11 protein-coding genes are annotated in these 15,043 nt (G+C 42.7%); 6 read left to right on the top strand and 5 right to left on the bottom strand.

The window, feature by feature from the left end; genetic code table 11:
• Nucleotides 1–50 precede the first annotated feature (50 nt).
• Entirely contained in the window at nt 51–1,241 is a 1,191-nt protein-coding gene (locus G7092_RS08320; protein WP_235953801.1) for a dicarboxylate/amino acid:cation symporter, read from the bottom strand.
• Between the two features lie 253 nt (nt 1,242–1,494).
• On the opposite strand from G7092_RS08320, the gene G7092_RS08315 reads away from it, so the two are divergent.
• The 3 genes from G7092_RS08315 to G7092_RS08305 all read left to right on the top strand — a co-directional run bounded on the left by G7092_RS08315 (nt 1,495) and on the right by G7092_RS08305 (nt 5,763).
• Nucleotides 1,495–3,888 carry a TonB-dependent receptor gene (locus G7092_RS08315; protein ID WP_166088054.1) on the top strand — a complete coding sequence of 798 codons (2,394 nt, stop codon included), beginning with the start codon at nt 1,495–1,497 and terminating at the stop codon, nt 3,886–3,888.
• Nucleotides 3,889–4,295: 407 nt separating this feature from the next.
• Entirely contained in the window at nt 4,296–4,874 is a 579-nt protein-coding gene (locus tag G7092_RS08310; RefSeq protein ID WP_166088053.1) for an HD domain-containing protein, read from the top strand.
• Nucleotides 4,875–4,884: 10 nt separating this feature from the next.
• Nucleotides 4,885–5,763, top strand: coding sequence for a YitT family protein (locus G7092_RS08305; protein WP_166088052.1), 879 nt, complete (start codon nt 4,885–4,887; stop codon nt 5,761–5,763).
• A 118-nt stretch (nt 5,764–5,881) separates the two neighbouring features.
• Here the strand turns inward: G7092_RS08305 and G7092_RS08300 are convergent, their stop codons facing one another.
• The 3 genes from G7092_RS08300 to G7092_RS08290 all read right to left on the bottom strand — a co-directional run bounded on the left by G7092_RS08300 (nt 5,882) and on the right by G7092_RS08290 (nt 8,823).
• Entirely contained in the window at nt 5,882–6,925 is a 1,044-nt protein-coding gene (locus G7092_RS08300) for an adenylate/guanylate cyclase domain-containing response regulator (protein WP_202985237.1), read from the bottom strand.
• Nucleotides 6,925–7,302 (bottom strand): response regulator, encoded by a 378-nt coding sequence (locus G7092_RS08295; protein ID WP_166088050.1) that lies wholly within the window; start codon nt 7,300–7,302, stop codon nt 6,925–6,927. Before G7092_RS08295 ends, G7092_RS08300 begins: the two co-directional genes overlap by 1 nt.
• Before the next feature lie 141 nt (nt 7,303–7,443).
• A complete protein-coding gene (locus G7092_RS08290; protein ID WP_166088049.1) occupies nt 7,444–8,823 on the bottom strand; it encodes a sensor histidine kinase in 1,380 nt (459 codons plus the stop codon).
• Nucleotides 8,824–9,136: 313 nt separating this feature from the next.
• Here G7092_RS08290 and G7092_RS08285 point away from each other — a divergent pair, with 313 nt between their 5' ends.
• A complete protein-coding gene (locus G7092_RS08285) occupies nt 9,137–10,246 on the top strand; it encodes a twin-arginine translocation signal domain-containing protein (RefSeq protein ID WP_166088048.1) in 1,110 nt (369 codons plus the stop codon).
• A gap of 336 nt (nt 10,247–10,582) precedes the next feature.
• Nucleotides 10,583–12,904 (top strand): GH92 family glycosyl hydrolase, encoded by a 2,322-nt coding sequence (locus G7092_RS08280; protein WP_166088047.1) that lies wholly within the window; start codon nt 10,583–10,585, stop codon nt 12,902–12,904.
• Between the two features lie 107 nt (nt 12,905–13,011).
• Here the strand turns inward: G7092_RS08280 and G7092_RS08275 are convergent, their stop codons facing one another.
• Nucleotides 13,012–13,914 carry an AraC family transcriptional regulator gene (locus tag G7092_RS08275; RefSeq protein ID WP_166088046.1) on the bottom strand — a complete coding sequence of 301 codons (903 nt, stop codon included), beginning with the start codon at nt 13,912–13,914 and terminating at the stop codon, nt 13,012–13,014.
• A 332-nt stretch (nt 13,915–14,246) separates the two neighbouring features.
• Between G7092_RS08275 and G7092_RS08270 the strand changes: the two genes are divergently transcribed.
• Nucleotides 14,247–15,032 carry an SDR family NAD(P)-dependent oxidoreductase gene (locus tag G7092_RS08270; RefSeq protein WP_166088045.1) on the top strand — a complete coding sequence of 262 codons (786 nt, stop codon included), beginning with the start codon at nt 14,247–14,249 and terminating at the stop codon, nt 15,030–15,032.
• Nucleotides 15,033–15,043: the final 11 nt, after the last annotated feature.

Raw genomic sequence — 15,043 nt, 5'->3', positions numbered from 1 at the left:
GACGGAGCTCAGGGTGACAGCCCCCTTCTTGTCTAGTGATGGGCTATTACTCAGGAGAATGGCTGTTCGGCCTTGTTAAGCCAGTTTTTACCTTCATTAAAGCGGGTTACCAGCATAGCGGCCACCGTGTCGCCAGTAGCGTTTAAAAGGGTCGCCATAGGATCAACCAGGGTACCGATGATCATGGCAGGAGGGAGGGCTTCGGGTGGAAAACCATAAGCTGATATAAATAACAGCTCGCCAATGTATCCTCCATTGGGTATACCGCCCTCAACCAGACTTACCAGCACAGTCATAGCCAGGGCCAGGACTATCGTATCGACATTGTTAAAGCTTTTGCCGAATAAGGCAAACACCACCACCATTTTTACTATCGATGATATGCTCGAGCCATCTTTATGCAATGTGCCGCCAAGTGGGATAGTAACATTGGCTATAACATCCGGAATACCTATTTTTTTGGCTGCATCCAAATTGGCTGGTATCGTAGCTATACTGCTGCAGGTACCCACAGCCGTTGCCGATGGTATGATATTGTTGCGCCAATATTTTTTTATGCCGTTTACACCACCAGCTATAAAAGCGTAGAGACTAAAGATCACCACAAAATAAAATGCCCCTACACCATAGTACAAACCCATAGACCGGGCATATCCACCAAATAATTGCGGACCGAATACCCCAACCTGGTAAGCGAAATAGGCTCCCAAACCAATTGGGCCAAGCTTCATGATGAGGATGAATATATTTTTAAACACCTCATTGCCACTATGCAAAAAACGGGCAAAAGAAGCGCCCTTTTCGCCCGAGCGTAGGGTAGCGAATCCTATCAATATGGAAAATATAATAGCAGCCAGCATGCTTTTCCGGGACAGCAATTCATAAAATTCGCTGGTGGTAAATAGTTGGGTAAGCTGATCACCAAATGGTTTTTTGACGATGGTTTCGGTTATAGGACTGGCTACCAGATGCTGATGGATAGGAAATATCCACGTTGCAATAATGGTTACAATAGCTGCTACCAATACGGTTGATAAAAACACCAGCGAAGTGATGCCCAGTAAGCGGCCAAGCCGTTTTGATCCATCAAGCCCGGCAATGGCCGATGCTATAGCAAAAAATACCAATGGCACTACAGCAGTGAACAGCAGATTCAGGAAAATATCGCCGATAGGTTTAATAAGCTCTACTTTTTTGCCTAAAAATATCCCGGCTATACTTCCTGCTATAATACCAGTCATAAGCCAAATGATACCCTTGTAATTTTTGAACCAGCTATTCATTGGGCTAATATAATTCTTATATGCCGAAATATGTCTGCTTATAGTAGAAGGATCCCTAAATCCAGGCACAATTTATAAGCGATTATTCACGAAAACGTATTAGTGATTTTTATTTGGATTTATTCTAAATAAAAATAACTTTGCGGCGTTTTACCACTATAGGTTTAACCATACAAAACTATTGATCGCATACCTCTAATCCCCTAACACAATGACGCATTCTTTACGTAAAAATCATCCACCCTCGTTTAGTTTTATATTTTGTATTTTCTTTTTAACGCTTTGCCTCAATACTCGTTTTGCATCAGCAGAAATACCAACAGGTAGTATAAAAGGTATCGTTAAAACCAGCGATAACGAACCTATAGGCCTGGCCACATTGCTCATCAAGGAAACCAACCAACGCACGATGACCAGCGTAAATGGTCGTTTTAACTTTAAAAAGGTAAAACCAGGTACTTATACCCTGGTTGCTTCATTTGTAGGTTCGACCACCAAATCGCAGCAGATTACCGTTACGGAAAACGCCGAAACAATTGCCGATTTTATTCTGGAGGATGATAGTAAAAACTTACAGGAAGTAAGTGTAAAAGGTCACAAAACCAATAAGTTCCTGAAAAAAGAAACAGAAGATGTAGCCCGTTTACCACTCAAAAACCTGGAAAACCCACAGGTATATAGCGTAGTAACCAGCGAACTGATGAAAGAGCAAATAGTAACCAGCTATGTGGATGGTTTTAAAAATATCCCAGGTACAGGTGTGCCATTGGTATATAACAACGGGCGTACAACACTTTTATCCCGTGGCTTCACTACTGGTAACTTTATCCGTAACAGCGTAGCCGGCTACAATTTTAATGCTATTGACCCCGCCGATATCGAAAAGATTGAAGCTATCAAAGGGCCTACAGGTACTCTGTTTAACAGTAGCTTAGCTTCATTTGGCGGTTTGTTTAACCGGGTTACCAAGCAGCCTTTTGGTACGCCGCATACAGAGATCGCTTATCAAACCGGCAGTTTCGACCTTAATCGTCTTACCGCGGATGTAAACATGCCATTGAATCAGGATAAAACATTATTATTTCGCGTTAATACAGCCCTGCACACTGAGCATAGCTTTCAGGATGCCGGTTATAACCGCAGCTTCTTTGTAGCGCCGAGCATCACTTATATTGTTAATGACCGTTTATCTGTTGATGTTGACGCGGAGATAGGTAACGGCAGCGCCACATCTGCTTACCGCCTGGCGCCGGATCCTAAAGCCAAAATTTACAATATTAAAGATCTGGGTATAGATTATAAACGTTCGTTTGCCAATAACAATCTGGATTATCAAAGTCGCCAAATTGATATTTATGCTTTAGTTAACTACAAGATATCTGATAACTGGAAATCACAAACCATGTTCAACAAAACTTTCTCTACCACAAAAGGCTTTGTTACGGCGTTTACCATAGCTGATACTGCAATAAGACGGCAGGCAACCAAAGAAGATTACCCATATTACATTACCAACGTACAGCAAAACTTTATTGGCGATTTTAAGATTGGTAGCTTCCGCAATCGTATCGTTACTGGTTTTGAATACTACAACCAAAAAAGTAACAATACCAATGTTTCGGTAAATATGCCGCTCATCAACTATAAAAACCCGGGAGCTGCTTACAATAATTTCACCCCTGAAAAGGTTTCTGCACTTATTGCTGCGCAGGCGCCAATACCGGGCAATTATGTTCAAAATAACCAAAGTTCATACGCGGCCTATGTATCAGATGTGTTTAATATCACCGATAGATTGAACGCCATGGCCAGTATTCGTATAGACCGCTTTGAGAACAAAGGTGCTTATACCCCGGCCGACGGCAAAACTACAGGTAACTTTAACCAAACGGCATGGTCGCCAAAATTTGGTTTGGTTTACCAGTTGGTTAAAGACAAGGTATCGCTGTTTGGCAACTATATGAACGGTTTTAACAACGTTACAGCTACCAGTTTTGATAATACGCCATTTAAACCTCAATACGCCAACCAGTGGGAAGGTGGTGTAAAAGTTGATGTGTGGGATCATAAAATCAGTTCAACGGTTAGCTATTATGATATTTCGGTAACCAACACCACGATGGATGATCCGGCACATCCGGGATTTTCAACCCAGGCTGGTACCCAGTTAAGTAAAGGTATCGAAGCTGAATTGATAGCCAACCCATTTGCCGGCTTTAACATTGTAGGTGGCTTCGCCTATAACAATAGTAAAATAACCAGCGCAGCGCCTGGTACAGGTATACAAGGTTTACGCCCCGCAGCATCAGGTCCGGCCCGTTTGGCTAACTTATGGGCAAGCTACCGCATTACCAATGGTAAGGTGGAAGGTTTGGGCTTTGGTGTAGGCGGTAACTACGGTAGCTCTTCATACCAAACCAATACAGCAACATTTAAATTTACTATACCATCCTATACCACGGTTGATGCGACTGCTTTTTATGATCAGCCTAAATACCGCATTGGTGTAAAATTTGATAACCTCACTAACGAAAAATATTGGTCGTTCCGTTTGGCGCCGCAAAATCCAACCCGGTTTACACTTAATTTAACACTTAAAATGTAAGCTTTTAAAGTGTTTTAAAAAGCCTGCTGACTGTCAGCAGGCTTTTTATTTTCTATCTTATGGGAGATGCATGTAATGCGTCTCTACGTCTTGTTTTAATGTAGAGACACAATACTTGTGTCTCTTTTCTTATGTATAACGGCAGGGTGACAGCTGATCAAAAAAGCCAAGGCCCTGTGCGATTCCTTCCTTCGGGAAGGGGAGGAAGGGGTTTATAGAACAAGATAATCATCGCGTGTAGAAACCCCTCCCTGCCATTACACCAGTCCAACGCGCCCCTCCCGTGGGAAGGGAATTAAAAATGATACTCTCTTAGGCGTCGTTACGTCTTGTTTTTAATGTAGAGACACATATTTGTGTCTCCCGATAAACCAAATTATTATATTAGCCATCAATTTTAAACACCGATGCAGATTGAACAGGCCCGGGAATTTATACTGGCTAAACTAAAAAAAGAGCTACCTGAATGTTTTCATTATCATAATGCCGATCATGCGGTGGATGTGTATACCGCGTCGAAACAGCTGGCACAAAACGAGGGGATAAATGATCACGAAACAGAACTGTTACTTACCGCGGCGCTGTTTCATGATTCGGGGTTTTTAGCGGGACAAAAAGATCACGAAAATAAGTCATGCGATAATGCCCGTTTATATCTGCCGAATTTTGGTTATACCGGCGAAGATATTGAGCGGATCTGCGATATTATTATGGCCACCAAAATGCCGCAAAGTCCTCATGATCATTTAGGCGAAATTATTTGTGATGCCGATTTGGATTATTTAGGCCGGAATGATTTTTTTGTACTCAGTAAAAAGCTATTTTCGGAACTTGAAATAACGGATGGTTTGAAAAATGAACAGGACTGGGATAAGCTGCAGATTGTTTTTCTGAAAAATCATCATTATTTTACCAAAACAGCTATCGAACAGCGTAATCCTGTTAAGCAGTTGCATCTGGAAGAGATCATTAAAAGAACAGTTTAAAATATAATTCATGACCAAAGCGGAACACAGTTTACCCGAAATAATTAAGGATGTAGTAACGGTTATCATCGGGATATTATTTTGCGGTTTTGCCCTGAAAGGTTTTCTGGTACCCAATAGCTTTTTTGACGGTGGTGTTACCGGTATATCGCTGTTAATACATGAATTGTATCATTTTAATATCGCATTCGTTATTGTGGTGGCCAATATCCCGTTTATTATTATGGGGATGTTCCAGGTAAACAAGTCGTTCGCGCTTAAAACCTTTGCCTGTGTAGTGGCATTGGGTATTTGTTTGCATTATGTGCCATACCCGGTTATTACATCTGATAAGCTGCTGGTATCTATATTTGGCGGAGTGTTTATGGGTTTGGGTGTGGGCTTGTCCATCCGTGGCGGCTGCGCGCTGGATGGCATCGAAATACTAGCATTATACACCTTAAAACGAAGCGGTTTTACCATCAGCGAGATCATCCTGGGGATCAATATTATCATCTTCTTAATCGCGGCCTTTAAGCTTGGCTTGCCAACTGCACTGTATTCCATCTTAACTTATTATACTGCTTCGCGAACCATCAGCTTTGTGATTGATGGCCTGGAAGAGTATACGGCTGTGAATATTATATCCGGCCAAAGTGAAATTATCAAAGAAAAGCTGGTGATGGAACTGGGTAGGGGTATTACCATTTACAAAGGCGAGCGTGGCTTTTTAAAAGAAAGCTTTGATGTACATCAGCCTGTGGATATCATCTTCACCGTAATAACCCGTTTTGAAGTGCGCCGCTTAAAAAACCTGGTTCACAGCATCGATCCTAAAGCTTTTGTATTTACCAACAGCATCAAAGAAGCCGCCGGTGGCGTATTGAAGAAAAGAGTAAGGGAACATTGATTTTTATTTAGTATCAAGTAGCTAGTATCAAGTATCAAGATTCTTGAAGTTTTTTGATATCTGAAAATTCTGTCTTGATACTTGATACTAGCTACTTGATACTATATAGATATTATCACTAAGAAACCACCTCGTATATCTCCACCGGTTTGGCTTTGTTTTTCAGGCTTACTTCACCAATTTTGTTGAGTTCGAATGATTCTTTGGCTTTTTCGTAAACCTCTTCGGTTACAATGATCTGGTTGGCCTGGGCTACCGATTGTAAGCGCTGGGCCAGGTTAACGGCATCGCCAATTACGGTATAGTCTAATCGTTTTAAAGAAGCAGAGCCAATATTACCCGAGATCATTTCGCCGGAGTTGATACCGATAGATACCTCGGGTTTAAAAGTTCTGTCGCCATACACTATGGGTTCGGCGGCATGCATTTTTTCACGTACAGCAAGGGCAGCGTCAATAGCGCGGTCGAGGTGATATTCACCCCTGAAAACAGCCATCACCGCATCGCCCATAAATTTATCAATATGGCCGTTTTGAGCGATGATCTCTTTCACCATGGCATCAAACAGTTTGTTAACCAAACTTACCACGGTGTTGGCGGGTACATGCTCTGAGATGGCTGTAAAACCGCATATATCAATAAATATAACGGTTGCATCGATGGTCTCGTTGGAGAGCAGACTGGTTTCAAACTCTTTGTGAGTCATAAAGTTCAACACATTCTCGTCCACATACATGCGCAAGATGTTATTCTCCTTAATGGCCTGCATTGTTTTTTTGAGTTCGATAACATGTAGCAGCGTTTTTTCGATAGTAATATCCAGATCCTCGAAATTAACAGGTTTCACCACAAAGTCAAAAGCCCCCCGGTTCATGGCCGTGCGGATGTTATCCATATCACTGTAAGCCGATACCATAACTGCCTTTAAAATAGGGTTGGCTTCGGGCAGTTTGGTAAGCAGGGTAAGGCCATCCATTTCGGGCATATTGATGTCGCTTAAAACTACATCAATATCAGGCTCTTCGGCCAGTTTTTTTAGCGCATCATAACCATTCTGGGCAAATACAAAATCAAATACCTTTTCCCTGATCTTTTTCCTGAATTTCTGCTTGATGAGCAATTCCAGATCCGACTCGTCATCAACCACCAGTATCTTGGCCATTATTGTTCTATATGTTTTAGTTTATCTTTCAAATTATTAAAATCAAGGGGCTTGGTTAAAAAATCATTGGCGCCCAGATCCATGGATTGCCTGTAATTCTCATCATCGCCATAAGCGGTTATCATCATGACTACCGGTGGTGGTTTTTCATAGGTACTCCTGATATTTTTAAGCAACTCCAGTCCGCTCATCCCCGGCATATTAATATCTGATAAAATAAGGATCACTTCGGAGTGGTTTTGCTCCAGATATCCCATGGCCTCTTCACCCGATAACGCGAATGTAAATACCATTTCACCGCTTTTGATCTCTTTCCTAAAGCGTTGGGTAAATAATGGCTGTACATCGGCCTCATCATCAACAACAAGTATCTTCAATTTAATTAGTGAATTAATTTAGTTAGTGAATTAGTGATTTATCGAATTAGTGATTTAGTGTCTTTTTTAAAAAATCATCATGCTATATTCCTTATTCTTCAAGTCCTTACTCCTTGTTCCCAAAATCTTTACTCCCAAACCCTACCCATTTGTAGGTATAATGATGGTAAATTTGGCGTATTCGCCTTCCTGGGTGTCTACTTTCAACTCGCCGTTATGGGCTTTGGTAACGATATCATAGCTCATAGATAAACCCAGGCCGGTTCCTTGACCGGTAGGTTTAGTGGTGAAAAATGGCTGATATATTTTATCCAGTACCTTTTGAGGGATACCCATACCATTGTCGCTTACAACAATTTCAACAGCATTATGGCCATTGGCAAGCGTTATATGTTTGGTGCTTACATTAACCATGGGCTCATAACCTTCGCCTTTCAATTTTTTCTTTTCGGCTACAGAGTAGAACGAGTTGTTATAGAGGTTAAGCAATACCCGCCCCAGGTCCTGCGCCATCGTATCAACATTGCCAATACTTTCATCAAAGCTGGTTTTCATACCTGCATTAAATGATTTGTCCTTGGCGCGCAGGCCATGGTAGCTGAGGCGTAAATATTCATCGGCAAGCGCATTGATATCGGTAGGCTCCTTTTTACTGGTTGACGCGCGCGAATGCTGCAGCATGCCCTTTACAATGGCATCAGCACGCTTACCATGCTGGTTTATTTTAGCGAGATTTTGGGTAAGGTCATTGATGATATCGTCTGCTTCTTCTTTAGTCTCCTCGGGCAGTTTACTTAAAATATCTTCCTTCAGCTCATCCAATAGCTCGATACTTACCTCGCTAAAGTTATTGACGAAGTTTAGCGGGTTTTGTATCTCATGAGCAATGCCGGCAGTAAGCTCACCTAATGATGCCATTTTTTCCTGCTGTACTAATTGAGCCTGAGTGCTTTTGAGTTCGGCCAGGGTTTGTTGCAGCTCTTCTTTTTGCTGGGTTAGCTCGGCGGTACGTTGTTTAACTTCGCTTTCCAGGGTGATTTTTCGGGCAGCCATCATGCGATTCTGCTCTTCCTCGTTGCGGCGTTTAACACGCTCAATCTCCAACGCTTTGTTTTGCCGGCGATTGATAAACCACATGGCGCAGAACCAGATTACAGCAAACCATATGGCACTCTCCATAAAAGTGTCAATGCTTTCGTAAAGCTTGGGGAATAAATGCTCGCAGGCAAAAGTAAGAAGGCCAACCGCTACGATAGGGATTACCGCATTAACGAGAGAGCGGCTCGACCTAAACTCCTCTACGGTGTAGGGCAGCGTAACCACCCCGGTAGCTAATACATAAATAAGCAGCTGAAAAATAGGCCTGCTCTCATAATTAAAACTCATGGCCATAAGTGCAATCGCCGTACACATGGCATACAGCAGATATTGTGACCATGGCGAATTGACACCATCCCGTTTTAGATTTTTACGCAGTTGTGTACATAAGAAAAAGGTAATAAGCGCCGCAAATCCCGCCATATATCAATTCAGTTAGTGCTGGTATGGTTAATAGTGATCAATTTTTAAAACTAAATATTTAATTTCAATATATTAAATGTATAGTCCCTTGATGTTACATTTTATTAAGCAGTCGTCCTGCTCTTATACGTACTGGATGTTTGTCCGGTTTATGTTTTTAATTATCTGCGAAAAATACAAGTTTTCAAAACGTATTTTGTTATTCATTTTTAAAATCGTAACGATAAATAATTTCTCTTTTTTGAGGCTGATAATTTGACAGAAAATATACTACCTTAGCATTATGTTCATACAATAGAACAATTATAAAACCATGGAGAAATCGAGAAGAAATTTTATAAAGAATTCGGCTATTGCATCCGCCCTGGTTGCCGCCGCGCCAGCTAAAAGTTTTGCTATATTACATCAGGATATGAAACCAAACGACCAAACCATCGGACAGGGAGAATTTACCTATAAAGCCGATAAAAACTGGGCTAAGATCAGCGTAAACAGTAATCCGCTGGCCAATTGCCATGAAATGGTACAGGACAGCAAAGGCCGCCTCATTATGCTGGGCGACCATACCCACAACAACATCCTGATATTTGATAAATCGGGCAAACTGCTTGATTACTGGGGAACCTCATTGCCTGGTGGTCATGGGTTAAGTATCAGCAAAGAAGGCGGCGAAGATTTTTTATTATTGACCGATTGTGGATGGGCCCTGGACAGAACGGGTAATAACTATGGCCAATCGGGCCAGGTATTGAAAACCACGCTCGATGGTAAACTGATATTTGCGATAGGTCACCCCCGAACCATTGGTATTTATAAAGACGACGAGCCCTTTAAACCCACCGAAACCGCTGTAGCACCCAACGGCGATATTTATGTGGCCGATGGTTATGGCTCCGATTATATTATCCATTACAACAGCAAAGGGCAATACATCAATCACTTTGGTGGTCATCACAATACCAATAAGGATCATAACCTGATTAACGCGCATGGCGTTACGGTTGATACCCGCGATAAAAATAACCCAACGTTGATATGTACCTCACGCGAAGAAAACTGTTTTAAAGTATTTACGCTCGATGGTAAATTCATCAAGCGCATTGATATGCCGGGCATGTACGTTTGCCGGGCGGTGATCAATGAGCAAAATATTTATGCCGGTGTATGCTGGTCGAAAGACGCAGCTGGCAAACGCTTTGATTACTCGGGTTTTGTAACCGTATTGGATGCGAAGGATAAAGTGGTGTCAAACCCTGGTGGTGCCGCACCGGTTTATAAAAATGGGGTATTACAACCAACCTTACAGGCGGTTAATCCAATTTTTCAGCATGGTCATGACGTTTGTGTTGATGAGGATAAAAATGTTTACGTATGCCAGTGGAACGCTTACCACACAGCTCCGGTGAAGTTGACACGGGTGTAAAAGAGCTCCTTGGATTTATACCACCCCTTGTCATTCTGAGGAACGAAGAATCTATTCTCCGTGAAGCATGGTTCATGAATAGATGCTTCGTTCCTCAGCATGACAAACTTTTTGTAATCACCCCACATTCATTGTAAAAAAGACGTTAATAACAGCCTGGTATACCATAAAACCGGGCTAAATCATAAATTTGCTATTGTTTCCATATATAATCCATCAACATCGTGTTTTAATCTATGTTAGGTAATAGGGTTCGGGTATATTTTTACCATCCTGTTAGTTGTTAAACCAGTAATATGTTGTTGATCGGCTATCAATAGACCTTAGTAATAAAACATGCTCAAAAATAATATACTAAAAATTGCAGGTATCAGCCTGTCTATATCTTTCAGTACCACGCTATTTGCTCAGCAAAAACAACTGGCCGACTATGTGAACCCTTTTATAGGTGCCAGTACCAATATGCAGTCGGCGGGTAATCCTGCGGGGCTAGGTAAAACTTTTCCGGGTGCTGCCGTACCGTTTGGGATGGTGCAGGTAAGTCCGAATACCATAACGGGCGGAGATAACGGGCCGGGTTATAGCTATGAGCATAAAACTATAGAGGGTTTTGCCCTCACCCAAATGAGCGGCATTGGCTGGTATGGCGATCTGGGTAATTTTTTGGTGATGCCTACCGCGGGAACATTAAAAACGAGTGCTGGTAAGGAAGGGCATCACGATGGTTACCGTTCCTACTATGATAAAGCCAGCGAGAAAGCATCGGCCGGTTATTATTCGGTACTGCTGACAGATCATCAGATCAAATCAGAACTTACAGCTACACCACATTGCGGTATCATGCGGTTTACGTTTCCCCAAAATAGTGGTTCGAGGATTCAGATAGATCTGGCCCGCCGTGTTGGCGGTACTTCGGTTAATCAATATGTAAAAGTGGTCGACGACCATACCATACAAGGCTGGATAAAATGTACGCCTGAAGGCGGTGGCTGGGGCAATGGTGCAGGACATGCTTTTTACACCGTTTACTTTTATGCCCAATTCAATAAACCCTTAAAAGAATATGGAGTATGGAGCGCCAATATCCCACAGGGCCAAACCCGTAAACTGGAAGATATTGAAAGTGCCAAATACCAGGACATCATCGCCCATGCAACTATATTGCCTGGTACCAAAGAAAAACTGGGCAAACACCTGGGTTTTTATACCGATTTTGACACCAAAGCTAATGAACAGGTAATATTAAAGACAGGTATCTCTTACAATAGTATCGAAGGTGCAAAAAACAACCTGGAGACCGAAATTAAGGACTATGACTTTGACAAGGTTCATCAACAGGCCCGTGCCTTGTGGAATAAAGCCTTATCAAAAATACAGGTAACCGGCGGTACAACCGAAGAAAAATATAATTTTTATACCGCCATGTACCACACCATGATAGACCCGCGCACGTTTCAGGATGTTGACGGGAAATATCCCGGCGGCGATCTGAAACCACATGTGGCCGATCATTTTACCAAGCGTACTATCTTTAGCGGCTGGGATGTGTTCCGCAGTCAGATGCCTTTGCAAACTTTGATCAATCCGGGTTTGGTGAATGATCTCATCAATTCGCAGGTTACACTGGCGACTGAAAATGGCTCACATTTTTTTGATCGCTGGGAGTTGCTGAACGCGTACAGTGGTTGTATGATCGGTAGTCCTTCTATATCTGTTATTGCTGATGCTTATGCCAAAGGTATCCGTGGTTATGATGTAAATAAAGCGTATGAATACAGCGTGAATACCAATACTAAGGACGGCAATGGGCAGCGTGGTTTTACCACTGGCGGTAACAGCATATCCGGAACGTTGGAGTATGCCTATTTTGATTGGTGTATAGCGCAGTTGGCTAAATCACTCGGTAAAAAAGAGGATGCCGCTAAATATGCCGAAAAGGCCCTGGCCTATAAAAATGTATGGGATAAAGATAAAAACTGGTTCCGCCCGAAAAAAGATAACGGCGACTGGCAGGAGTGGCCCGCTACCGGCAGGTTGCAGCAGGGTTATGGTACGGTAGAAAGCAACCCCTATCAGCAGGGCTGGTTTGTTCCGCAGGATGTTGAAGGCCTGGCCAAACTGCTGGGCGGCAATGAAAAAGCCATAGCCGACCTGACCAACTTTTTTGAAAAAGCCCCCGCCAATTTGCTTTGGAACGATTATTACAACCACGCCAACGAGCCAGTGCACCATGTGCCGTTTTTATTTAATCGTTTAGGTGCGCCATGGTTAACTCAAAAGTGGACAAGAATCATTTGCCAGCGTGCTTATCATAACAAAGTGGAAGGTTTGGTAGGTAACGAAGATGTGGGGCAGATGTCGGCCTGGTATGTGCTGGCAGCAAGCGGGATAGCCCAGGTTTGTCCTGGCGATACGCGTTATGAGATCACCAGCCCGGTATTCAGCAAGGTAAAGATTAACCTTGATCCAAAATATGCCAAAGGCAAAGCGTTTACCGTCATAGCCAAAAATAATTCGGCTGCCAATGTATATATCCAAAGCGCTACGCTCAACGGCAGGCCATATCGTCATTGTTATCTGGATTATGCCGCTATCGCATCCGGTGCCACATTAGAACTGGTGATGGGGCCTAAGCCTAATAAAGCCTGGGGAAGGTAGGGGGAGGAAACAAGCAGGTCTGTCAGTCTGAGCCTGTCGAAGACTCGCGCGTAAAGGCCCGCCCACCATGCTTCGACAGGCTCAACATGACACCCGGAATTGATTGGTTACCCCGTATTCTTCGCCGTAACCCGATAAGCTTCCGGCGAGGAGCCCACATACTTCTTAAATATCCGCGAAAAGTAGTATGGATCATCATAGCCAAGATCGGCAGCTACCGCCTTTATTTTATCATCATGAGCATAAAGCAACTGGCAAGCCTTTTGCATTTTGAGCTGGATAAAATAATCAATAGGCGGCATACCTGTGGCCTTCCGGAAAATGTTGGAAAAATGCGATACTGATAAGCTATGCCTGATAGCCATATCTTCCACAGTAAGCTTTTGACTGATATGAAGCCGCATATGATTGATGGTTTTGGTGATCATATCGCCATTATTCTCTTTATCATGTTGCACATGTCGCTGCGGAAACAGAAACGTGGCTACCAAATGATGCAGACAAAAGGCGGCGTTACACAGGTTCTCGATGCTGTAACCCATTTCCAGGGTTTGATAAATATTTTGCCATATCTCTATGGCTTTTTCATTAAAAGGTATTGGGATAGGGCCTTTGTTGATATATAGGTTGAGCGACTGGTTAAGGGCCCGGATATTTTCACCGGTATAATGTACCCAATAAATTGTCCAGGGATCGTCCTTGTCGGCCCAGTAACGGATGTATTTATCCGTAGCCGGTATAATGATAAATTGATTGGATGTTACCTCATAGCGTTTATTATCCAATATATAATGTCCTTTCCCTTGCAGGCAATAGATCAGGATATTGTCCTCACATCCCTTCCTGCGCTCGCGGTAATGGGCGGCGGCTTTGGGGAAATAACCTATATAAGTAATATAGATGCGGAAAAGCTCAGGGTTTTTGTCTTTCGCTTCCCGCAGTATTTTTGGGGGGATGGCCAACATCTTTTCTCCTATAAAGCCATCCCGTCTTTTTAAGGTGCTATTCATGAAGGTAACAATTGGTTTATAATGGAATATTACATCATTAACAGATCGTTGTGTAATATCTAACGCTATTATAGATAAAACAATCTGCAAATACAATCATTTAAGCCATATTGAATACCCATGACAACATTTTGCCAATATCCTGTACTTATCGCTTCATTTTTAGTTGAATAATCCATTAAAAAAAATGTTTTGCCTATTATAAACAATAGCGCAGGGCTTTACTTTTGAATTGTTCTGCAAGTACCAATTTAACCAGACGACTAATAAATTTCGAGGAAAAGCAGTTACGCGATAGCTGATGTTCTGCCTTGATTTTAACTATAAAATATATGATACTCAACAACAAAGTGATTTTTTTGACCGGGGGCACCGAGGGTATCGGTTGGGAATGCGCCAAAGTATACAGCGCCGCCGGGGCCCGGTTGAGCATCATTTCCAATAACGAAAGCAGTATTGAACAGGCAAAATCAAAACTACCTGCAACCGAAATATTATTTATAAATGCCGACGTATCCATAACTGATGATATGCAGCGCGCCATTGCCGAAACCGTAGCTCGTTTTGGCGGGATAGATGTGATCCATAATAACGCCGGTATATCCAACCCCTCAAAAGCTGTACACGAAACTACGGTAGAAGAGTGGGATAAAGTGTTCGATGTGAATGTAAAAGGCATTTATAATACCACCCGTTTTGGCATTGATGAACTCAAAAAAACGAAAGGGAATATTTTAAATACCAGCAGTCTTGTAGGGGAGATAGGGCAGGAGATCCATGCGGCATACAGCGCTACCAAAGGAGCTGTTAATGCCCTTACCAAATCAATGGCGCTTGATTACGCGCCTTTTGGTATTCGGGTGAACGCTGTTGCGCCGGCAGGTGTATGGACGCCTATGTTACGTAGTTGGAGCCAGCAGCAGCCCGATCCGTTGACTATCGAAAACTATCTGGATGGGATCCATGCCTTAGGCTATTGCCCGGAAGGTGATGTCATAGCCGATGCCTGTTTGTTCCTGATATCTGAACAGGCCCGTTTTATAACAGGCTGTATTTTACCCGTAAGCGGAGGTGCCGAATTAGGCTATCGTCGTGTTATGAATGCGCCAAATCAATAAAAAACAGAATT

The sequence above is a fragment of the Mucilaginibacter inviolabilis genome, assembly GCF_011089895.1.
In the GTDB taxonomy this organism is placed as follows: Bacteria; Bacteroidota; Bacteroidia; order Sphingobacteriales; family Sphingobacteriaceae; genus Mucilaginibacter; species Mucilaginibacter inviolabilis.
This window is presented reverse-complemented; position numbering and strand designations above follow the sequence as displayed.

What these genes read in the sequence shown, in the direction of transcription:
- G7092_RS08300 (WP_202985237.1), bottom strand. Translation starts at nt 6,925, where the DNA reads ATGGCCAAGATACTGGTGGTTGATGACGAGTCGGATCTGGAATTGCTC.
- G7092_RS08320 (WP_235953801.1), bottom strand. Translation starts at nt 1,241, where the DNA reads ATGACTGGTATTATAGCAGGAAGTATAGCCGGGATATTTTTAGGCAAA.
- G7092_RS08290 (WP_166088049.1), bottom strand. Translation starts at nt 8,823, where the DNA reads ATGGCGGGATTTGCGGCGCTTATTACCTTTTTCTTATGTACACAACTG.
- G7092_RS08285 (WP_166088048.1), top strand. Translation starts at nt 9,137, where the DNA reads ATGGAGAAATCGAGAAGAAATTTTATAAAGAATTCGGCTATTGCATCC.
- G7092_RS08315 (WP_166088054.1), top strand. Translation starts at nt 1,495, where the DNA reads ATGACGCATTCTTTACGTAAAAATCATCCACCCTCGTTTAGTTTTATA.
- G7092_RS08305 (WP_166088052.1), top strand. Translation starts at nt 4,885, where the DNA reads ATGACCAAAGCGGAACACAGTTTACCCGAAATAATTAAGGATGTAGTA.
- G7092_RS08270 (WP_166088045.1), top strand. Translation starts at nt 14,247, where the DNA reads ATGATACTCAACAACAAAGTGATTTTTTTGACCGGGGGCACCGAGGGT.
- G7092_RS08310 (WP_166088053.1), top strand. Translation starts at nt 4,296, where the DNA reads ATGCAGATTGAACAGGCCCGGGAATTTATACTGGCTAAACTAAAAAAA.
- G7092_RS08275 (WP_166088046.1), bottom strand. Translation starts at nt 13,914, where the DNA reads ATGAATAGCACCTTAAAAAGACGGGATGGCTTTATAGGAGAAAAGATG.
- G7092_RS08280 (WP_166088047.1), top strand. Translation starts at nt 10,583, where the DNA reads ATGCTCAAAAATAATATACTAAAAATTGCAGGTATCAGCCTGTCTATA.